This window comes from Amycolatopsis sp. WAC 04182 (genome assembly GCF_003947465.1).
Classification (GTDB): domain Bacteria; phylum Actinomycetota; class Actinomycetes; order Mycobacteriales; family Pseudonocardiaceae; genus Amycolatopsis.
Map to the genome: position 1 here is coordinate 629,531 of NZ_QHJJ01000001.1, position 20,226 is coordinate 649,756.

21 protein-coding genes, 1 tRNA gene and 1 pseudogene are annotated in these 20,226 nt (G+C 68.7%); 12 read left to right on the top strand and 11 right to left on the bottom strand.

Features of this window, described 5'->3' with window-relative positions; translation table 11 throughout:
• Positions 1-4: 4 nt before the first annotated feature.
• Positions 5-1,186: an acetyl-CoA C-acetyltransferase gene (locus tag DMH01_RS03100; RefSeq protein WP_125673591.1), complete on the bottom strand. Its 1,182-nt coding sequence runs from the start codon at positions 1,184-1,186 to the stop codon at positions 5-7.
• A gap of 131 nt (positions 1,187-1,317) precedes the next feature.
• On the opposite strand from DMH01_RS03100, the gene mce reads away from it, so the two are divergent.
• Positions 1,318-1,767 (top strand): methylmalonyl-CoA epimerase, encoded by a 450-nt coding sequence (gene mce, locus DMH01_RS03105; RefSeq protein ID WP_093937501.1) that lies wholly within the window; start codon positions 1,318-1,320, stop codon positions 1,765-1,767.
• On the opposite strand, the gene DMH01_RS03110 is transcribed toward mce, so the two are convergent.
• Complete coding sequence (locus DMH01_RS03110) at positions 1,761-2,324, bottom strand: TetR/AcrR family transcriptional regulator (RefSeq protein WP_125673592.1); 564 nt, start codon at positions 2,322-2,324, stop codon at positions 1,761-1,763. The two genes, mce and DMH01_RS03110, sit on opposite strands and share 7 nt — an antisense overlap.
• A gap of 16 nt (positions 2,325-2,340) precedes the next feature.
• A complete protein-coding gene (locus DMH01_RS03115; protein WP_125673593.1) occupies positions 2,341-2,709 on the bottom strand; it encodes an SPW repeat protein in 369 nt (122 codons plus the stop codon).
• 204 nt (positions 2,710-2,913) lie between these two features.
• Between DMH01_RS03115 and ccrA the strand changes: the two genes are divergently transcribed.
• The 4 genes from ccrA to DMH01_RS03135 all read left to right on the top strand — a co-directional run bounded on the left by ccrA (position 2,914) and on the right by DMH01_RS03135 (position 7,168).
• Positions 2,914-4,254 (top strand): crotonyl-CoA carboxylase/reductase, encoded by a 1,341-nt coding sequence (ccrA, locus tag DMH01_RS03120; RefSeq protein ID WP_125673594.1) that lies wholly within the window; start codon positions 2,914-2,916, stop codon positions 4,252-4,254.
• Positions 4,255-4,331: 77 nt separating this feature from the next.
• On the top strand, positions 4,332-5,468 hold the full coding sequence (locus tag DMH01_RS03125) for a chromosome segregation protein (RefSeq protein ID WP_370323334.1): 1,137 nt from the start codon (positions 4,332-4,334) through the stop codon (positions 5,466-5,468).
• 105 nt (positions 5,469-5,573) lie between these two features.
• On the top strand, positions 5,574-6,023 hold the full coding sequence (locus DMH01_RS03130; RefSeq protein WP_007031721.1) for a universal stress protein: 450 nt from the start codon (positions 5,574-5,576) through the stop codon (positions 6,021-6,023).
• Positions 6,023-7,168: an adenylate/guanylate cyclase domain-containing protein gene (locus tag DMH01_RS03135; protein ID WP_125673595.1), complete on the top strand. Its 1,146-nt coding sequence runs from the start codon at positions 6,023-6,025 to the stop codon at positions 7,166-7,168. The genes DMH01_RS03130 and DMH01_RS03135 overlap by 1 nt, the downstream gene beginning before the upstream one ends.
• A 602-nt stretch (positions 7,169-7,770) precedes the next feature.
• Here the strand turns inward: DMH01_RS03135 and DMH01_RS03140 are convergent.
• The 3 genes and pseudogenes from DMH01_RS03140 to DMH01_RS43640 form a co-directional block, all read right to left on the bottom strand.
• Positions 7,771-8,169: a hypothetical protein gene (locus tag DMH01_RS03140; protein ID WP_125673596.1), complete on the bottom strand. Its 399-nt coding sequence runs from the start codon at positions 8,167-8,169 to the stop codon at positions 7,771-7,773.
• Positions 8,170-8,381: 212 nt separating this feature from the next.
• A pseudogene (locus DMH01_RS03145) lies at positions 8,382-8,585 on the bottom strand (DnaB-like helicase C-terminal domain-containing protein); the annotation flags it as partial.
• The gene (locus tag DMH01_RS43640) at positions 8,513-9,004 is read right to left on the bottom strand and encodes a DnaB-like helicase C-terminal domain-containing protein (RefSeq protein ID WP_125673598.1); all 492 of its coding nucleotides are present in this window, start codon (positions 9,002-9,004) and stop codon (positions 8,513-8,515) included. The gene DMH01_RS43640 and the pseudogene DMH01_RS03145, both read right to left, overlap by 73 nt.
• A gap of 134 nt (positions 9,005-9,138) precedes the next feature.
• Between DMH01_RS43640 and DMH01_RS43645 the strand changes: the two genes are divergently transcribed.
• Positions 9,139-9,618: a tyrosine-type recombinase/integrase gene (locus DMH01_RS43645; RefSeq protein ID WP_158633183.1), complete on the top strand. Its 480-nt coding sequence runs from the start codon at positions 9,139-9,141 to the stop codon at positions 9,616-9,618.
• Positions 9,619-9,681: 63 nt separating this feature from the next.
• On the opposite strand, the gene DMH01_RS03160 is transcribed toward DMH01_RS43645, so the two are convergent.
• The 3 genes from DMH01_RS03160 to DMH01_RS03170 are packed head-to-tail and all read right to left on the bottom strand — an operon-like array spanning position 9,682 to position 12,663.
• Positions 9,682-10,920: an aldehyde dehydrogenase family protein gene (locus DMH01_RS03160; RefSeq protein ID WP_125673599.1), complete on the bottom strand. Its 1,239-nt coding sequence runs from the start codon at positions 10,918-10,920 to the stop codon at positions 9,682-9,684.
• A gap of 52 nt (positions 10,921-10,972) precedes the next feature.
• Complete coding sequence (locus tag DMH01_RS03165; RefSeq protein ID WP_125673600.1) at positions 10,973-11,686, bottom strand: M50 family metallopeptidase; 714 nt, start codon at positions 11,684-11,686, stop codon at positions 10,973-10,975.
• Positions 11,687-11,721: 35 nt separating this feature from the next.
• Positions 11,722-12,663, bottom strand: a complete 942-nt coding sequence (locus tag DMH01_RS03170; RefSeq protein WP_125673601.1) for a DNA-3-methyladenine glycosylase — start codon at positions 12,661-12,663, stop codon at positions 11,722-11,724.
• Between the two features lie 141 nt (positions 12,664-12,804).
• On the opposite strand from DMH01_RS03170, the gene DMH01_RS03175 reads away from it, so the two are divergent.
• The 3 genes from DMH01_RS03175 (at position 12,805) to DMH01_RS03185 (ending at position 15,916) form a co-directional block, all read left to right on the top strand.
• On the top strand, positions 12,805-13,575 hold the full coding sequence (locus DMH01_RS03175; RefSeq protein ID WP_125673602.1) for a class I SAM-dependent methyltransferase: 771 nt from the start codon (positions 12,805-12,807) through the stop codon (positions 13,573-13,575).
• Positions 13,572-14,900, top strand: a complete 1,329-nt coding sequence (locus DMH01_RS03180; protein WP_125673603.1) for a M20 family metallopeptidase — start codon at positions 13,572-13,574, stop codon at positions 14,898-14,900. The genes DMH01_RS03175 and DMH01_RS03180 overlap by 4 nt, the downstream gene beginning before the upstream one ends.
• Positions 14,901-14,965: 65 nt before the next feature.
• Positions 14,966-15,916 carry a S1C family serine protease gene (locus DMH01_RS03185; RefSeq protein ID WP_125673604.1) on the top strand — a complete coding sequence of 317 codons (951 nt, stop codon included), beginning with the start codon at positions 14,966-14,968 and terminating at the stop codon, positions 15,914-15,916.
• Between the two features lie 85 nt (positions 15,917-16,001).
• Here DMH01_RS03185 and DMH01_RS03190 read toward each other — a convergent pair whose 3' ends face one another.
• Together DMH01_RS03190 and DMH01_RS03195 are read right to left on the bottom strand one after the other, a co-directional pair.
• Positions 16,002-16,379 carry a DUF3224 domain-containing protein gene (locus DMH01_RS03190; protein ID WP_125673605.1) on the bottom strand — a complete coding sequence of 126 codons (378 nt, stop codon included), beginning with the start codon at positions 16,377-16,379 and terminating at the stop codon, positions 16,002-16,004.
• 47 nt (positions 16,380-16,426) lie between these two features.
• Entirely contained in the window at positions 16,427-17,953 is a 1,527-nt protein-coding gene (locus tag DMH01_RS03195) for a helicase HerA-like domain-containing protein (RefSeq protein ID WP_125673606.1), read from the bottom strand.
• A gap of 112 nt (positions 17,954-18,065) precedes the next feature.
• Between DMH01_RS03195 and orn the strand changes: the two genes are divergently transcribed.
• From orn to DMH01_RS03210, 3 genes are all read left to right on the top strand, one after another.
• Positions 18,066-18,674: an oligoribonuclease gene (orn, locus tag DMH01_RS03200; protein ID WP_125673607.1), complete on the top strand. Its 609-nt coding sequence runs from the start codon at positions 18,066-18,068 to the stop codon at positions 18,672-18,674.
• A 77-nt stretch (positions 18,675-18,751) separates the two neighbouring features.
• Positions 18,752-18,827, top strand: a tRNA-His gene (locus DMH01_RS03205).
• Positions 18,828-18,967: 140 nt separating this feature from the next.
• Positions 18,968-20,173 carry a site-specific integrase gene (locus tag DMH01_RS03210; RefSeq protein ID WP_158633184.1) on the top strand — a complete coding sequence of 402 codons (1,206 nt, stop codon included), beginning with the start codon at positions 18,968-18,970 and terminating at the stop codon, positions 20,171-20,173.
• The last annotated feature ends 53 nt before the right edge of the window (positions 20,174-20,226 follow it).

Here is a 20,226-nt window from a genome sequence, read left to right on the forward strand (position 1 = left end):
GGGCTTACGGAACGCGAAGCAGCAGCGCGTCGCCCTGGCCGCCACCACCGCAGAGGGCGGCCGCGCCGAGCCCGCCGCCGCGACGGCGGAGTTCGTGGACCAGGTGCACGGCGAGCCGCGCGCCGGACGCGCCGATCGGGTGACCGAGCGCGATCGCGCCGCCGTCGACGTTCACCTTCTCCGGGTCGAGCCCGAGCTTGTCGGCGGAGACAAGGCCGACGGCGGCGAACGCCTCGTTGATCTCGACGAGGTCGAGCGCGTCCGCGGTCAGCTTCTCCTTGGCCAGCGCGGCCAGGATCGCGTTCGACGGCTGCTCGTGCAGGCTGGCGTCCGGGCCGGCGACCACGCCGTGCGCGCCGATCTCGGCGAGCGCGGTCAGGCCCAGTTCCTCGGCCTTCGCCTTGCTCGCGACGATGACCGCGGCCGCGCCGTCGGAGATCTGCGACGCCGAACCGGCGGTGATGGTGCCGTCGGAGGCGAAGGCGGGACGCAGCTTCGCGAGGCTTTCGGCGGTGGTGTCGGCGCGGACGCCCTCGTCCTGAGAGAAGACGACCGGGTCACCCTTGCGCTGCGGGATCGACACCGGCGCGATCTCGGCGTCGAACCGGCCCTCGGCGATGGCGGCGGCGGCGCGCTGGTGCGACCGCGCGGAAAACTCGTCCTGCTGCTCACGGGTGATCCCGTAGCGGCTGTTGTACTTCTCCGTCGACGAGCCCATGGCGACCTGGTCGAAGGCGCAGAACAGACCGTCGTACGCCATGTGGTCGACGAGCGTGGTGTCGCCGTACTTGAAGCCCGCGCGGGACTTCGGCAGCAGATGCGGCGACTGGGTCATCGACTCCTGGCCGCCCGCCACGATCAGGTCGAACTCCCCCGCGCGGATGAGCTGGTCGGCCAGCGCGATGGCGTCGAGGCCGGAGAGGCAGACCTTGTTGATGGTCAGCGCCGGGACGCTCATCGGGATACCGGCGGCGACCGCGGCCTGACGGGCCGGGATCTGGCCCGCGCCCGCGGTGAGCACCTGGCCCATGATCGTGTACTGGACCGCGTCCGGCGAGACACCGGCCTGCTCCAGCGCCGCCTTGATGGCGAATCCGCCGAGTTGCGCGCCCGAGAAATCCTTCAGGGAACCGAGCAATCGCCCGATCGGTGTACGGGCGGCACCCAGGATCACGGAACCGGACACGGCGTCCTCCAAGCATCGGCGCAAGGGCAAAGGGGGTCTTCGCGACCATACCCGGGTCGCGGGTCTCTTGATGGAGCCAGTGTGAGGCGGCGCACGCCGGTCCGCCCGCCCGCGCACCTATCCTGCTCTGCATGAACCAGGCGCTGAAACCGTTCGTGACGGCCATCGACCACGTCGGCATCGCGGTACCCGACCTCGACGCCGCGATCGCCTTCCACGCCGAGCATTTCGGCCTGGAGGTCGCGCACGAGGAGGTCAACGAGGAGCAGGGCGTCCGCGAGGCGATGCTGCGCGCGCCGGGCACCGCGGGGACCGAGACCGCGATCCAGCTCCTCGCGCCGCTGCGCGACGATTCCGCGATCGGCAAGTTCCTCGCGAAGAGCGGCCCCGGGCTGCAGCAGCTGGCGTATCGAGTGTCCGATGTGGACGCGGCCGCCGCGGCGCTGCGCGCGCAGGGGCTGCGGCTGCTGTACGACGAGGCGAAGCGCGGGACGTCCAACAGCCGGGTGAACTTCGTGCACCCCAAGGACGCCGGCGGTGTGCTCGTCGAGTTGGTGGAGCCCGCGAAGGACGGTCACTGACCCCGCGTCAACGCCGAAGCGATGAAGAGGACCTCGCGGTCGATCTCGGCGGGGTCCCCGTCCTCGGTGTGCCGTGCCGTCGCGTGACGGTGGCTGACCGCCCGCGCGAGTAGTCCCGACGCCGAATCGACGTCGGCGATGGCGACCTTGCCGCCCGTCGCGGCGACGATCACGGCCTTCACCTGCCGGACGAGTTGCTGGAAGCGTTCGGCCAGCGCGTCGCGGACCGCGCGGTGCGTGTCGGCCTCGCGCCACAGCAGGTGCGACAGCGCCAAGGACCGGTTGAACCGCCTGTCGAGTTCGACGACGAGGCCGCGAAGACTGCCCGCGAGGTCGCCGGGGACGACCACGACGGCCGGTTCGATCCGGGCGTCGGGCAGTTCGGCGACCAGCGCGGCCAGCAGATCCGACTTACGCCGGAAGTAGTAGTGCACCAGGCCTTTCGGCACGCCCGCCCGCTCCGCGATCCGCGAAGTGGGCGTGGCGTCGAAACCGGATTCGGCGAAGAGCGCCTCCGCGGCCCGCAGGATGCGCTGTTTCGCCGAATCCTCTTTCACGCCGTTCCCTCCTGGGTCAGTGCTGCCCCGCCGTCCGGTGCGTGGCCTGTGCGATCGGCATCGCCGCCGCCCCGGCCACCACGGTCAGGACGCCGCCGATCCAGGCGGTCCAGGACGCGCCCATGAAGTCGGCGTATCCCATCACCCAGGGCGAAATGAACAACAGCGCGCCCAGGACGATCTGAATGCCTTCGCCGTAGACCATGCCAGGCATCGCAAGCGACGCGAGACCGTCGAGGGCGACCAGCGCGCCGAGGATGACGAGCGTCCACATGGCGGTGTTGTCCGTGGTCATCCAGAGGGGTGAAAGCGCGACCACGACACCGATGACCACCTCCGCCCAGTCATGGGGACGGGTCCAAGGGCGCGTCGTGGGTTCGTTCATGCGTGCTCACCTCCGAAAATCGGCTGAACCTGCAGGTCGGAGAGATCTCCACCGCCCATCGTCCGCTTGGTTGGCCGGCCGGTCAAGACCGGTCGATAACGCTTCGGAATGTGTACGTGCTCCACGTCTCGTACAGTTGTGAAGCCTGTTACCCATGAGTAATTTAGGGCGCCACACGCCGTCCCCCCATTCGCGGAGGTTCCGATGTCGCAGCTCGGCGAGATCCAGCAGGCCATTCTGAACGATGACCTCGGCGCCGTGGCGTCGCTCGACGTGCCGGAGTCCTATCGCGGGGTGACCGTGCACAAGGACGAGGCCGGCATGTTCGAAGGCCTCGAAAGCCGGGACAAGGACCCGCGCAAGTCGCTGCACGTCGACGAGGTCCCGACGCCGGAACTCGGCCCCGGTGAGGCGCTGGTCGCGGTCATGGCGAGCGCGATCAACTACAACACCGTCTGGACCTCGATCTTCGAGCCGGTCTCGACGTTCAAGTTCCTGGAGCGCTACGGACGGCTTTCGCCGCTGTCGAAGCGCCACGACCTGCCCTACCACGTCGTCGGCTCGGACCTGTCCGGCGTCGTGCTGCGCACCGGGCCCGGCGTGCACAACTGGAAGCCGGGCGACGAGGTCGTCGCGCACTGCCTCAACGTCGAACTCGAGGGCCCGGACGGGCACAACGACACGATGCTCGACACCGAGCAGCGGATCTGGGGTTTCGAGACGAACTTCGGCGGGCTCGCGGAGATCGCGCTCGTGAAGGCGAACCAGCTGATGCCGAAGCCGGGTCACCTCACCTGGGAGGAGGCCGCCTCCCCCGGCCTGGTGAACTCGACGGCCTACCGCCAGCTCGTCTCGCGCAACGGCGCCGACATGAAGCAGGGCGACGTCGTGCTGATCTGGGGCGCTTCGGGCGGCCTCGGCTCCTACGCGACGCAGTACGCGCTCAACGGCGGCGCGATCCCGGTGTGCGTGGTCTCCAGCCCCGAAAAGGCGGAGATCTGCCGGAAGCTCGGCGCGGAGCTGATCATCGACCGCAACGCCGAGGGCTACAAGTTCTGGAAGGACGAAAACAACCAGGACCCGAAGGAGTGGCAGCGGTTCGGCAAGAAGATCCGCGAGCTGACCGGCGGCGAGGACCCGGACATCGTCTTCGAGCACCCGGGCCGTGAGACCTTCGGCGCGTCCGTCTACGCCGCGCGCAAGGGCGGCACGATCGTCACGTGCGCTTCGACTTCCGGCTACATGCACCAGTTCGACAACCGCTACCTCTGGATGAACCTGAAGCGGATCATCGGCAGCCACTTCGCGAACTACCGCGAATCGTGGGAAGCGAACCGGCTGATCGCGAAAGGTCTGATCCACCCGACGCTGTCGAAGACCTACGCGCTCGAAGAGACCGGGCAGGCCGCGCTGGACGTCCACCGCAACGCGCATCAGGGCAAGGTCGGCGTGCTCGCCCTTGCGCCGGAAGAAGGTCTGGGTGTCCGCGACCACGAGCTGCGCGAAAAGCACATCGACGGGATCAACGCCTTCCGGAACGTTTAGCGCGCCGGAACGTGCTTTCGCCGCGCGTTGCGTGGGTGCTCACCCTTCCGTGACTCCAGCTCGACTACGGTAGAAGGATGAGCCTTGGCGAGGAACGGGAGCTAGTGCCGCTGGGAGCCGGCTTCGACGTGGCGAAGCGCGGTTACAGCCGTGCGCAGGTCGACGAACATCTCGAACGGCTGGACGCCGATCTGAAGATGCTCACCGCCGATCGCGATGCCGCCATCGGACAGGCGGGCGACCTGGCACGGCAGCTGGAGATCGCGCGCGGCGAGATCGCGGACCTGCGCGGGCAGGTCGACCGGCTCGCCCAGCCGCCGACGAGCGTCGAAGGCCTTTCCGAGCGCTTGCAGCGCATGTTGCGGCTCGCGCAGGACGAGGCCGCCGACACCAAGGCGCGCGCGGAAGCCGAAGCCGGGCACATCCGCGCGAAGGCGGAGACCGACGCGAGCGCCATGCGGGCGCGCTACGAGCAGCTGCTCAACGAGCTCGACCTCCGTCGCAAGGAGATGGAGGCCGAGCACCGCGGCGTGCTCGAGAAGGCGCGCGCCGAGGCGAAGGACATCACCGACAAGGCGAAGGCCGAGCGGGACAAGCTCGACGCCGAGTCGCAGCAGCGCCGCACGCAGGTCGAAGAGGACTTCGAGATCGCGATGGCGTCGCGGCGCACCGAGGCCATGCACGCGCTGGCCGAGCAGGAGGCCGCGAGCAAGGCCGAGGCCGCCCGCCGCGTCCGCGAGGCCACCGAGGACGCCGCCGCCATCCGCGCGAAGGTGCTCGAAGAGGAGACGGCGGCCAAGGCCGACATCGAGCGCCGTCAGCGCGAGTCGGTCGCCGACGCCAACAAGCGGAAGCAGGACTCGATCACCGAGGCCAACGCCCGGCTCGCCGAGGCGGCCGACGAGGCACGCCGCCGCGTCCGGCAGGCCACCGAAGAGTCCAACCGGCGGATCACGCAGGCCACCGAACGGGTCGAAGCGCTCCGCAAGGTGCGCTCCAGCCTGGCCGAGCAGGTCCGCACCGCGCGGAACGCGCTCGCCGAGGCGACCCACGTGCTCGGCGACGAACCGCATATCCCGGCGGACCTGAAGTCGAAGCCGTCACCCGACGCGGAAGCCACCGTGCAGCTCCGGACGGCCGATGTGCCGAAGGCCACATCCGGCGCGAAGCCTTCACCGCGACCTGCGGCAGCGCAGAAACCGACTGGCGAGTAACCTTTTCACCCGACCGTGCTCACGGCGGCCTGCGGGGCCGCCGACGAGCGGTTATCGTCGCTGCTCGCGCGCAGGTGCGGGCTGTCAGATCGGTGGAGGTTGCGGATGGCTGCATATCGGACCGTGGTCGTGGGCACGGACGGATCGGATTCCTCGTTCGCCGCGGTCGACCGGGCGGCGGGTGTCGCCGGGGACTCCGGAGCGACCCTGGTCATCGTGTGCGCCTACTACCCCGCCAACAAGGGCGACGTGGAGAAGGCGCAGGACGTCCTCGGTGACGAGGCGTACCAGGTCGTCGGCTCGGCACCGGCCGAAGACACCCTCCTGTCCGCCCGTGACCGGGCGGCGAAGGCCGGCGCGAAGACGATCGAGACCGCCGCGGTCGTCGGCGACCCGGTCGACTCGCTGCGCAAGGTCGTCGCCGAGCGCTCCGCGGACCTGCTGGTGGTCGGCAACCGCGGGCTGAACACGCTCGCGGGCCGCATCCTGGGCTCCGTGCCGTCCGAGGTCGCGCGGAAGTCCGGGGTGGACGTGCTCATCGTCCACACCACCTGATGCCCGAACCCGGCGAGATCTCGCCCGACGCGCTGCAACAGCGCCTCGAACGGATCCTGCTCGGTGGTAGGCGCAAGTACACCCGGCTCGAAGTCGCCGAGAAGGCAGGCGTTCCCGAGGAACGCTCTCGGCGGCTTTGGCGTGCGCTCGGCTTCGCGACGGTCGACGACGACGAGGTCGTCTTCACCGACGCCGACATCGAAGCGATCCGCACGGCCGACCAGCTGATGAACTCGGGGCTGATCGATCCGAGCATCGAGCTGGCCGTGACGCGCGCACTGGGCCAGCACCTTTCGCGCCTCGCGGAATGGCAGGTCCACATGCTGTGGACGATGATCACCGAGAACAAGGAGATCGGCAGCAGCGAACGCCAGATCGGGCGGCTCGTCGAGCGGCTGCTGCCCGAGCTGGAGAAGGTGCAGGAATTCGTCTGGCGCCGCCACCTGGCCGCCTACGCGGGCCGGGCGCTGGCCATGCCGGAGGAAGACCTCGAAGCGAGGACCGAAGTGGTCGGATTCGTCGACATGGTCGGCTACACCCGGCTGACGAGGCAGGTCGACGAAGAAGAGCTGACCGACATCCTCGACCGGTTCGAATCCGTCGCCACCGAGGTGGTCGCGGATCACCACGGGCGGATCGTGAAGATGATCGGCGACGAGGTCCTGTTCGTCGCCGATTCCGCCGTCGACGGGGCCGAGATCGCCCTCGCCCTGTCCGAACGCGCCGACGCCGACGAGACCCTGCCCTCCGTACGCGCCGGGCTGGCTTCGGGCCGGATCCTCAGCCGGTTCGGCGACGTCTACGGCTCGGTCGTGAACCTCGCCGCCCGCCTCACCTCGACCGCGCGGCCGGGCACCATCCTGGTCGACAAGGAACTCGCAGGCGAGCTTTCGGGATTCCCGCAGTACGAGGTCCGCTCGCGGCGGCCAGTGTCGGTGCGGGGCTACAACCGGCTGCGGCCTTCGTCCCTGCGCCGGGCGCGGGACCGGCCTTCGGGCATGTTCGCCTCGTCGCAGCAGCTCGCCGCGGAGATGCTGGGGCTGGCCGACGCCACTCCTTCTCCCGCGCCCGCTCCGGAGGAAGTCGAGGACGCCACCGCGGACTCGTTGCCACCTCGGCCTCGGTCGAAGCGGCGGCGTCGCTGATCCCCTGCCGGGCGTCGTGGGAGCAAGGGACCTTTGCTACCGCGCTGCCGAAGTGGGCGTGAGTGGCGAATCGGGGGTTCTTGAGCCGAGTGTCAAGGTGGGCTGGGCTGAAGGCGTCCTTCGCTGCGTCTGATGCGGCGATGCCGGTCTCCTCGCGGAGCCCGCGCAGATGCCGGCCGATCCCAGGTCGAAGACCCTGACATAAGTAAGGTCAGGCAGTCCCGGCCTTGCCGCGACTGCCTGACCTCTTCACAGTTTCACACCAGCGCTCGCGAGCGCTCGGAACTTCGCCTACGGCGCTGCGCCTTCTTCCTCTACCGCCGGGGAACCGACAGCACCGAGCCTGCGCAGGGCGGCCGGTGTCGTCTCAGGCACGATCGCGGAGTTCGTGAAAGTGTGCTGTTCCGGGCAGACGAGTGTCGCGTCCGCCAAGACGGTCAGCGGAGCCGTCGAGCCGCATTGAGGGCAGGCAATCGGCCGCATCGCCCCACCATCCACGGCGATGTCGATCCCGTTCAGCTCACATGAGCTTCCCGGTTCCTCTTCAGGGCCACCTGACCGCGGGGTTTCCATAGCTTCACCGTACTTGAGAACCACACCACCTAGACACAGGCGGGCTTGGCAGTGCGATGAAAGTAGTCACGACCGGGAACCTTGACCGCACCGTAGTAACAGTCATTCGCAAACCCGGACCATTCGGCACCATTGATTGCCCCCGGCCGGGAGGTAAAGACCGCCGAGAAGCGAACCAGGCCCGTATTCAGCCCGCTGACTTTGAGTTGAGTCGGACCGTAGTTCGAACCACTACGATTGTCGAACCACACCGTTGTCGGGATCCCGGGGCCGGTGCTAACACAGATCAGTGAGTTGTTCAGACTCGGAATCGGACTGCATTCGCGCGCGATTGGCAAGTCACCAGTACTCGCCGGAGCCTCGCTGACATCGACCGGCGCGTTGACCTCGCTCGGCGCGGCAAGCGCTGCCGGAGCGAGCGAGAACATGGCGCCAATGGCAAACACTCCACCCAGTACGCGCCTACGAAATCGGAAACGCGAATTCTGCAGCATTCCCCCTAAGACCCGATACATTAACAAGCAACGACATGGTCAAGTAAGTCAGAGCTACCCACCGAAGGGCTACCGCCGGACGGTGGAAACCTGACGAGAAGCAGACCGCAAGCGTCAGTTACGCGCTTGACCTGAATACATATAGGTTAATTACGAATCCCGCACTCTTCACAATTTCGGGCAGCCGATTCGTGTTCGCCCATGCGCCCGAAGCGGTTCTTCGCGATGTTGAGGTTGAGCATCCCGTTGGGGTCGCCGTTTTCGTCGTATCCACGTGCTAAGAGCAGCACGGCGTCGGCGTCCTGCTCGATGCCGCCGGACTCGCGCAGATCCGACAGCATGGCCTTTCCGCGGCCCTTGGCACCGTTTGAGCGCGCGGCACTGCGCGGCGATGTAGCCCAGCGTCAAGTCGGGGCGTTCGTCGATGGTCAGCGGGAAGTCCTGCGCGCGGGCCCGGTAGTCGTGAACTGGTTCCACGAGTCTCGGACAGGTCGCGTCGGGTGATCTCGCCCCTCTCGACGGTGGCGCCGTTGGACACGATGCGGCCGGCGACTTCCAGCCGTCCCATCTCCACGGAGAAGATCACCGACGGGTGCCCGTCGGCGGCGGCGTGCTCGGCGAGTTGGTGCGCGGCGACGGACTTTCCTTCGCCGGGCCGGGCGCCGATGATGACCATCCGCCCGCGGCGCAGGCCGCCGGAGAAGCTTTCGTTCACCTCGTGCCACGGTGTCGGGATGACCCGGCGGCCGAAGCGGGCGAAGAAGTACATCGAGGTCGGGGAACCGGAGAAGCTCGGCGCGGGCAAGCACGGCAGGCACAAGCTGATCGAGCAGCACGTCAACGCGGCCGCCTTCGCGCTGGAATGCGGCGTCCGCCCTGGCGAGACCGCCGGACGAGCGACGCGTGCCGCCGACCACGAAAGTGATCGAGATCGCGAAGCGGCGGCTGGCCCGACGAGTGCTTACGGGCGGTTGCGGAATCGCTCACTTCGACGGTGCGGAGTGCGACAGTGCGCTGGTCTTCCTGAACGGTCGCGGCGGCGTTCTCGCCCCGGACACCCTCGGCCGTCGGCTTCGCGAAGCTGCCCGTGGTCAGGGAGTGACGCCGAAGACTGGCTACGCGGCACGCCGCGGCTACGCGACACGGACGATCGAAGGCGGAGCCGACGTGTTCCAGGTCCAGCGGACCATGGACCACGCCGACCTCGAAGAGCTGGCTGGCTACGTGCAGGAACGCCAGAGGCGCGCGCCCGGATGCTCGCAGCTCTCGGCGAGCACCCACCCCTCTCAGCCGTCGAGGATGAACGTGGGACACGTAGGACCAACCCGCGCAACCCGCACGCTCCCAGACGCTCCGGGGCGAGAGGAAACAAACGTGGGCTGACCTGCGGTAACTGTCCTGGAAAGCCCTCAGGCCCCACGTGGCTCCGATCTGCGTTACCGCAGGTCAGCGAACATCCGGCAGCACGGCGTACTGCCGCACGTAGAGATCGGTGTAGGTGACCGGACCGCGCGGGCCGGGGACCTTGTCCAGGTTGATGCCGGTCTCGGGGACGGCGAGGAGCTTGAAGCCGTCGAGCAGCCGGGTCGGGGCGTTCCAGAAGACGCCGGTGCCGGTGTACGCGTCGAAGAAGGCGTCGGCCGCTTCGCTGCTTTCGGTCGCGATGCCGGCGGCCAGACCGGAGGTCCGCTCATTGGCGATCTCCGCCGCTTCGGGCAGGCCGGAGACCTTCGCGACGGTGACGGTCGCTTCGCGGTCCGAGTCGAGCGCCCATTCGTAGCCGATGGCGTGCTCGTGCGGGGCGAGCGAGGGCGTGACCCCGCGTTCGGCCAGCGCGCCGGAGATGCCGGGCCAGACGCGGTCGTGGGCGGCCTCGTGGATCAGCAGCAGGTTCAACCGGTTGCAGACGCCGAGCCGGTCGAGGCTGTTGAAGACCAGGTCGCGCACCTTGTCGGTGTCGGCCGCTTCGTCGACGTACAACACGCCGCCGCCGTCCGCGTGGGCCAGCGTCCGGACACCGTGGACGGCCGCCTCGGTGGCCAGCGCCCGGGTGCTGTCACCGCTGCCGCGCAGGATGACCAGCGGCACGAGCGTGGGAAAACGAACCAGCGCGGAAGCCGCTTCACGCTCGGCGCGTGGCACCAGCTGGATGACGTCCGGGTCGATTCCCGCCTCGGCGAGCGCGGGGGCGATCACGGTCTCGCGCAGGCGCTGGGCCGAGCCGAGCGCGGCGGAACCCGTGCGGAGCACGCCACCGTTGCGCGACTTCACCAGCTGCGAGGCGACGTCCACCGTGACGTTCGGGCGCGCCTCGTAGTTCGCGCCGATCACGCCGACCGGACGACGACGCTCCACCAGCCGCAGCCCTCCGTCCAAAGTGGACACGTCGACGGACCGCTCCTGATGCGGCGCGCCCGCCAGGAGACGGAGCTGCTCGGCCATGCCGGTCAGCCGCTCGGGAGTGATGGTGAGCCTGTCGAGCAGGCCCGCGCTCATGCCGTCCTCGCGTGCCTTGGCGATGTCGGCCTGGTTCGCCTCGAGCACGACGTCGGCGTGCTCGACGAGCTTGTCCGCCATGGCGTTCAGCGCGGCGTCGATCGCCTCCGCGGTGGCGGCGGCCAGCGACGGCGCGGCCCGTTTCGCCGATCGAGCGCATTCCTCGACGGCCTTGGCGACCTCATCCATCTGCTGACTCCTTCCGCGCGGAACGAGCCATCAGTCTGCCGTACCGCCCCGGTCAGGCGACGGTCGGCTCCAGCAGCCACAACCCGCCCGCGAAGAGACAGCTCACCGTCAGCACGGCCATCACCAGCACCCACAGCACCGCGGGCATCGCGGTGAGCCTGCCGAGCTGATCGGCGTCGGAATCCCGGGCCGCACCCCGGCGCCGCTTGATCTGGAGCTCGACCACCGGCCGGACACCGCCGAACAGCAGGAACCAGGTCAGCAGGTAGACGAAGATCGCCTGGAACCACGAGGGCGCCACCAGCGCGACCAGCCCGAGCACCACCGAGCTGGCGACCACGGTGAACACGCCGTAGGTGTTGCGCACCATCACCAGCACGCCCAGCAGCATCAACGCCGTCATGATCAGCACGACGGTGATCAGGTCCGACGAGAGCAGCCCCGCGAACACCAGCCCGAGCACCGCGGCAGCCGGGTACCCGGCCAGCGCGGTGAACGCCATCCCCGGGCCCTCCGGTTTGCCACGGGAGACCGTGACGCCGGAGGTGTCCGAGTGCAGCTTGATGCCCTGCAGGCGACGGCCGACCAGCACCGCCGCCAGCGCGTGACCCGCCTCGTGGACGAGCGTGATCAGGTTGCGGGCGATCCGCCAAGGCCTGCCTGAGAGCACCACGAGCAGCGCGAGACCACCGGTGACCAGGGTGATCGTGCCGGGCGGGGTGGACTGGGCGATGTCGGAAACCGTTTCGGCGGGAGACGAGCTCACCTCACCAGCTCACCACAAGCCGGATATGTCCCGTGTCAGGCGGTCATCGAACCCCCGATCCCGCGCGTGCGAAACTCCCCGTCGTTGCGCAGGGCGAAAGCCACCCAGCTGCGGAACGGCCGCCACACCGCGGACAGCTCCTCCAGCTCCTCGGGTGGCGCCATCGGCAGTTCGTACGCGGCCCGCATGGCCTCCTGCAACCGGGGCTCGCCACTGGGGAAGACGTCCGGATGCCCGGCGCCCCGGATCAGGATCAGCTGTGCCGAGAACGGGCCGATCCCCGGCAGACGCTGCAACCAGCGCAACGCGTCCGGCACCGGCATGGCGCGCAGGTACGCGGCGTCGAGCAGACCGTCCTTGGCGGCGTTGGCCACCGCGCGCAACCGCTCGGCCTTCACCTCCGGCAGCCCGCGCACGGCCTCCGGCCCGGCCAGGACGTCCGGCGCCGGAAACGACCTGAGGACCTTGCCTCCGACGTCCACCGGCCTGCCGAACTCCTCGGCGAGCCGTCGTTTCACCGTGGCCGCCTGGGACATCCGCGCCCGGTGGCTCAGGATCGCCCAGCAGGCCGCTTCGTAGGGCGAATGGAACAGCACCGGCCGCAGGCCGTGGTGCGCCTGCTGGAGGCGGCGCACCACGGGATCCGCCGTGCCGATCTTGGCGAAGCCGACGCCGTCGACGTCCACCGACAGGATCCGCCGGACCTGGGCGCCGACTTCGACGGCGAGCCGCTCTTCGGCGAAGACCTCCACTTCGATCGAGCCGGGTGATCTCTGTCTGACGGCAGCGCCGACGTGCTCCCAGCCCGCTTCGGCGGGAAAGGCGAAGCGCAGGGTGCCGGGTTCGGCGGCGGCGTCCGCGCGGCACGCGGGCGGGAAATCGGTCAGGAAGCGGATGGACTTGTCGAGGTCGAACGGGCCGCGCACCGGGATGCGGAGCGTGGTCGGTGCGGTGTGCTGCAGGATCGAGCCGGTCATTTCGGGCTCCTTCGGCTGGGGAACGGCGACTCCCTCCGACGTTAGAGACGGCCACCGACAGTTTCGGGTCGCGGCGGCGGGAATGTCGCGAACGGGCCGGTCATGGCAGATTCTCCGGTGAGGACCGTGAAGGGAGCAGCCATGCCGGACCATCGCGAACGTCTCGAAAGCCTGCTGCGGCCGGGCACCACGCCCGCCGCCACCGGGAAGGATTTCCTTGACCTGCTGGGAGAAATCCCGCAAGCGGGGCCGCCGACCGGACTCGCGCAGCGGCTGATGCGCACCTCCGCCGTGCCGATGATCTACGAGCGGTACTGGCGCCCGGCGCTGGGCAGGGTCGCAAAAGGACTGAACGGCCCGACGATGGCGGACGAGGTCCGCATCGCGATCGAAGCGCTCGGCCTGCGCCCCGGCCAGGTCGCGCTGGACGTCGCCTGCGGCACCGGCAGGTTCACCCGCGCCTTCGGCGAAGCGGTCGGCCCGGACGGGCTGTCCATCGGGCTCGACGGTTCGGTCACCATGCTGGAGAAGGCGCTCGCCGCGGCCAATCCCCCTTCGGTGACCTATCTGCGCGCCGACGCCGTCGACCTGCCGCTCGACGATTCCACTGTGGACGCCGTCTGCTGTTTCGCCGCGCTGCACATGTTCGCCGATCCGGACGCGGCGCTGGATTCGTTCGCCCGGGTGCTGAAACCCGGCGGCTCGCTGGTGATGCTGACCAGCGCCCGGCACAGCGATCAGCCGATGCGGCTGGCGGACACCGTCCTCGGGAGGCTGAGCGGACAGCGGATGTTCGACCGCGGCGAGATCGCGGTGAAGCTGTTCCGGCGCGGCTTCGACCACGTCGACGAGCGGTACGCCGGTGTCACGCAGATCGTCACGGGCGAGCTAGGAGTTAACATCCGGAAATGATCCGCTCTGAGCACGCTTCGCCGATCCCTCCCGACGACGGCTATCTCCGCTCGCTGGTCGACGCGACCGCGGAAGCCGTCGCCGCGGCCGAACCCCTCGGTTCGCCCCATGACGGCGCGGACGCCGCCACGCGAGACGCCGTCAGCGCCGAGATCCGCGCGCTGGAGGCGGAATTGGTGGGGCTGAGCCAAGACCTGCACGCTCATCCCGAAGAGGGATTCGCCGAACACCGCTCGGTCCGCGCGCTCGGCGACCTACTCGAGCGGCACGGCCACGAGGTGACGATCGGCGCGGGCGGGCTGGACACCGCCTTGGTCGCGACCACCCCCGGCAGCGGGCCGCATATCGCCGTCCTCTCCGAATACGACGCGCTTCCCGGGCTCGGCCACGGTTGCGGCCACAACGTCATCTGCACCGCGGGCGCGGGCGGCTTCCTCGGCGCGGCGGCGGTCGCCGGACGGCTGGGCGGCCGGGTCTCGCTGATCGGCACGCCTGCGGAGGAAGGTGGCGGCGGCAAGGAGACGATGGCCCGCGCGGGCGTTTTCGACGACGTCGACGCCGTGGTCATGCTGCATCCGTTCAGCCACGACATCGCCATGCACCCGTTTCTCGGCAGGCGGCAGCTGGAAATGGTGTTCCACGGGGTCGGCGCGCACGCCTCGGCTCAGCCGTTCATGGGCCGCAACGCCCTCGACGCCGCCGTCGCCGCGTACCAGGGAGTCGCGGCGCTTCGGCAGCACTTGCCCTCCAGCGACCGCGTCCACGGCGTCTTCACCGACGGCGGCGCGCGGCCGAACGTCGTCCCCGAACGCGCGGCACTCCTGTTCTATCTCCGCTCCGCGCAGCCGGACACGCTGCGCGACCTCGCCGAGCGGGTTTCGGCGATCGCGCGCGGCGCGGCGGAAATGACCGGCTGCGTAGTCGAACTCCTGTGGGACGCCCAGCCCGCGTATCTGCCGATCCGGTTCAACACCACCCTCGCCGGACGCTGGTCGGTGCACCAGGTCGACGCCGGCCGTAAACCGCTGCCGCCAGGGATCGTGCCCGAATTCCTCACCGGCTCGACGGATCTCGGCAACCTCTCCTACCGGATGCCCGCGATCCACCCGATGATCGCCATCGCCGGACCGACGACCGCCTTGCACACCAAGGAGTTCGCGGCCGCGGCCGGTTCGCCGGACGGCGATCGCGCGGTCGTCGACGGCGCGCTGGGGCTGGCGCTGACCGCCGTCGACTACCTGGCTGACGCGAAACTCCGCGCCGCTGTGCACGAGGAGTTCGAGGCGTCGGGCGGAGCGCTGGACGTCCCGGCGTTCTTCGACTGAGATTCTCAGGAAAGCCCTGGGGTTTTCCACAGGCGGTTCACAAGTACGGGCGCGAATCTTGTTCCATGACCGAGAACGAGAGTCGGCCCGGCCCCGCCTCCACCGGTGGGCACCAGCCGCCGCATCAGCAGCAGTACCCCGGTTACACCCCTTGGCAGGCCGCGCCGAATCCGCTCTTCACCCCGCAGCCTCCCGCGCCCCGCAGGAAGGGCGGCAGGATCGCCGTCCTCGTCAGCGCGACGGCGCTCGCCGCCGCACTCATCGGCGGGGTCGGCGGAGCGGCGATCGCGGGGCTCGGCTCCGCGTCGTCGGCGTCGGGCACGGGTTCGTCCGCGGTCGCCAACGGGCAACCGGTCGGGAACACCACTTCGGGTGACGTCAGCGGGGTCGCCGCGAAGGTGACACCGAGTGTCGTCCAGGTGAACGTGACCACCGCGCAGGGTGAGGCGGTCGGCTCCGGCGTCATCCTGACGGCGGACGGGCGCATCCTCACCAACGCCCACGTGGTCGCCGACGCCGAGGGCGACGTGACCGTCACCCTGTCGGACGGCAAGCAGTACAAGGCGAGCGTGATCGGCGCCGACACGAAGGCCGACATCGCCGTGCTGCAGGCGAAGGACGCGAACGGCCTGACGCCGGCATCGCTCGGCGACTCGAGCAAGCTCGCCGTCGGCCAGCAGGTCGTCGCGATCGGCTCGCCCGGCGGACTGCAGAACACCGTGACCACCGGGATCGTGAGCGCGCTGAACCGCAAGCTCGACGAGCTGAGCAGCGGCCAGGAGCGCCGTTCGCCCTACAGCAGGACCACGAACGAAGCCGGGCCGAGCTACACCGCGATCCAGACCGACGCGCCGATCAACCAGGGCAACTCGGGCGGGGCGCTGGTGGACGCGCAGGGGAACGTCATCGGCATCAACTCGGCGCTGTACAACCCGGCCTCGACCGGCAGCATCGGCATCGGTTTCGCGATCCCCGTCAACGACGCGAAGAAGATCGTCGAGCAGATCGTCGGCTGACCCGGCCGCCTGGACCGCGTCAGGGGGCGGCCCAGCCGGTGAGCGGGTGAAGGACTCCTCGGGGGTAGGAGTCCTTCACCCGCGTTCAGAGTTCGTAGGTGAGGGTGAAGGTGTGGTTGCCCTCGTCGTCCTTGACGATCTCCGCCGTTCCGGTGATTCCTGCCAGTTCACCGTGACCGGAGCCCGGCAAGACGATCAGGTGATGCCCGTTCTCCCCCGCCGAGTGATGCAGCACGAAGCCGCCCTTGCGCCCATCGACGGAGACGGTCAGCCGCTCGAAGGCGACGTACGCCGACGACGTCTCGTTCACCGCCGTCAGCATCTCGACGGCGCTGCTCCCCTCGACGTCACCGGTGAACGTCTTGGTCAGCAGCACCCGCGAGAACTCGGTGCCTTCGGTCTTCTCGGTGGTCTGCGGATCCCAGCCGTCCACGGTGAACGACGCTGTCGCGGTGTTGGTCATGCCGCCGACCCTGCCGGACATACCTGACAGATCGCGTCAGGTATTCCTCACCGCCTCCGGTTCCCGAAGAGACCACGGGTGATCTCCCGTCCCAGCGCGCTCGCCGCCGAGCGGAGGAACGACTTCACGGCCGGGTTCTTCATCGCCTGCTCGACCATCCCCGGCTCTTGCTTCTCCGGCTTCGGAGCTGGGGCTTCGGGCGGCGGCGCCTCACCGGCGGGCGGCGCGGCCACCTTCGCGGCGAGCTTCTCGTAGGCCGACTCACGGTCGATCGTCTCGGCGTACTTCCCGTGCAGGTCCGAAGACGTCGTCGCCGCGGAGATGGCTTCGGCGCCGATGGAGCCCATCTTCGAACGCGGGGCACGCAGGCGGGTCCACGCGACCGGCGTCGGCGCGCCCCGCTCGGAAAGGACGGTGACGATCGCTTCACCGATACCGAGCGACGTCAGCGCCGAGTCCAGCTCGTAGTGCTTCGTCTTCGGATACGTCTTCACCGTCTTCGTCAGCGCCGCCTGGTCCTCGGGCGTGAACGCGCGCAACGCGTGCTGCACGCGCGCGCCCAGCTGGGACAGGACGTTGTTCGGGATGTCCGTCGGGAGCTGCGTGCAGAAGAACACGCCGACACCCTTCGACCGGATCAGCTTCACGGTCTGCTCGATGCGTTCCAGGAACGCCTTCGACGCGTCGTTGAACAGCAGGTGCGCCTCGTCGAAGAAGAACACCAGCTTCGGCTTGTCGAGGTCACCCTCCTCGGGCAGTTCCTCGAACAACTCGGCCAAGAGCCACATGAGGAAGGTCGAGAACAGCGCGGGCTTCGACTGGAGGTTGTCCAGCTCCAGCAAGGTCACCATCGCCTTGCCGTCGACCTCGCGCATCAGATCGTGGACGTCCAGCTCCGGCTCGCCGAAGAAGTCCTCGCCGCCCTGAGCCTCCAGATTGGACAGCGCACGAAGGATCACCCCGGCCGTCGCGGCCGAGACGCCGCCGATGCCCTTGAGGTCCTCCTTGCCCTCGTCACTGGTCAGGTGCGTGATGACCGAGCGGAGGTCCTTCGTGTCCAGCAGCGCCAAACCGCGCTGATCGGCCCAGTGGAAGATCAGGCCGAGCGTCGACTCCTGGGTTTCGTTGAGCCCCAGCACCTTCGACAGCAGGATCGGGCCGAAACTCGTGATCGTCGCCCGGATCGGCGACCCCTTGCCACCCGTGCCCAGCGACAGGAACTGCACGGGGAACGCGGCGGGCGCCCAGGAGTCACCCAGCTCTTCCGCGCGTTGGGCGATCTTGTCGTTGCTCTCGCCCTGCGCGGCGAGCCCCGACAGGTCGCCCTTCACGTCCGCCAGCACCACCGGCACTCCCGCGGCCGACAGCTGTTCGGCGATCAGCTGCAGGGTCTTCGTCTTGCCGGTACCGGTCGCGCCCGCGACCAGCCCGTGCCGGTTCAGCGTCGCCAGCGGCAGGCGGACCGCCGCCGCGGCGTCGGCCTTGCCGTCGATCACGACCGCGCCGAGCTCGACCGCCGCACCCTCGCTCACGTACCCCTGCGCGATCTCCTGGGCTGGACCTTGTTCGACCACTGTCGCTCCCTGGTCTGTGACATGACTCACCTGAGGATGCACACGCTGCCAGCAACGCGCCGAACCCGCACGTCGCGCGTCACGAATCCCCGGGTCGGGTTAGGGTTCCGGGGTGAACGACCGCCTAGTCTGGATCGACTGCGAGATGACGGGGCTCGACCTCGGCAAGGACGCGTTGATCGAAATAGCCGCGCTGGTGACCGACGCCGAGCTCAACGTCCTCGGCGAAGGTGTCGACATCGTCATCCACGCCGACGACGAGGCCCTCGACGGCATGCCGGAGGTCGTCCGCGAAATGCACGCCCACTCCGGCCTCACCGAAGAGGTCCGGCGCTCCACCGTGACCATGGAAGAAGCCGAGCAGCGCGTGCTCGAGTACATCCGCGCGCACGTGCCCGAGGCCAACGTCGCCCCGCTCGCCGGCAACTCCATCGCCACCGACCGCGGCTTCATCACCCGCGACATGCCGCTTCTCGACGCGCACCTGCACTACCGCATGGTCGACGTCTCGTCGGTGAAGGAACTCGTCCGGCGCTGGTACCCGCGGATCTACTACGCCAAGCCCGAGAAGGGCCTCGCGCACCGCGCGCTCGCCGACATCAAGGAATCCATCGGGGAGCTCGACTACTACCGTCGCGTCGCCTTCGTCCCGCAGCCCGGCCCGACCACCGAACAGGCCAAGGCCGCGGCCGCTGAAGTGCAGGAACGCCACGAACGGTAACCCGTTGCGAGCCCCCGAAACGGGCACGCTAATATAGTGCGGCCGAGGTGATGGGGAGTTCCCCGAGCCCGGCGATGGTGGGCGTAGCTCAGCTGGTAGAGCACCTGGTTGTGGTCCAGGAGGTCGCGGGTTCGAAACCCGTCGCTCACCCCACATAGATGCAGGTCAGAGACTCATTTCTGATCAGTGTCCCCGTAGACCCCGAATTGTGTCCCCATGGACCCAGGTTCGGGGTTCATCATGTCCCCTATGGACATCCCCAGAGTAAGCCTTGCCAGCGACGAGGTCGCCTGATGGCTAGCATCGAGGCCCGGCCGCGCAAGAACGGCACCATCGGCTACCGCGTGGTCTGGAGAGACCCCGACACCAAGAAGAAGGACTCGCTGGCGTTCGACGACCCCGCCGATGCCGAGCGCGCGAAGAAGCTCCTCGACGCCAACGGCCAGCGGTTGAACAACGCCACCAGCGCCATGGCCGCCATCCGCAAGAAGGTCCCCACCATCGCGGCCATCATCGAGGACTACGTCGAGCACCTCACCGGCATCGAGACCCGCACCAAAAAGGACTACCGCGGGTACGCCCGCAACCACATCAACCCGTACCTCGGTGCGTTCCCCATTGACCACGACGGCCTCGACAAGCTCGCCGCGAAGTGGGTCAACGATCGCTGGGACGAGGGCGAGGGCATGGGCGGCAAGACCCTCCGGAACGTCCACTCGTTCCTGTCCGCCGCGATCGGCTCAGCCGTCCCTAAGTACCGGCCCGACAACCCGTTCCACGGGCAGCGGCTCCCCGAGTACGTGACCGAGGAGATGGTGTTCCTCACCCATGGCGAGTTCTCTCTCCTGCTCTCCAAGGTCCGGGACTACTACAAGCCCGCGGTACGGTTCCTCGTCTCCACCGGCCTCCGGTGGGGAGAGTTCGCCGCCCTCAACGTCGGTGACCTCGACCTCGCCAGATCCACCCCCAGCGTCCGCGTCGTGAAGGCCGTCAAACGCGCCGACAACGGTCACTACGTCGGCACCACCAAGACCCGCCGAGGGAAACGCACCGTCTCCATCCCACCCTCGCTGGTTCCCGAGCTCGCTGCGCTCACGTTCAACCGCACCCAGGACGAGCCTCTGTTCGCCGGCCCGAAGGGCGCCAGGCTCCGGGAGAACAACTTCCGCGACCGCGTGTGGAAGAAAGCCGTCGTGGCGGCGAACGCCGACCGCGACGAGGACGGCCGATTCGTCCCACTAGCCCTCCGACTGAACAAGACACCCCGTATCCACGACCTACGCCACACCCACGCGTCGTGGCAGATCGCGGATGACGTCGACCTCCCCACCCTGCAACGTCGCCTCGGCCACGAGTCGTATCAGACCACCGTGGACATCTACGGACACCTCGACCCACGACAGCTGAAACGCTCCGCGGACGCGGCGGAAGCGTCCCTTCGGGCATTCACCTCGGCCGAGAGTTTGCGTGCGGCTGATCTGCAGCTTGACGGAAGCTAACCTGCGGGACCTATCGTGGGTATGAAATTGCCCCGGCACCAGACGGGTATGCC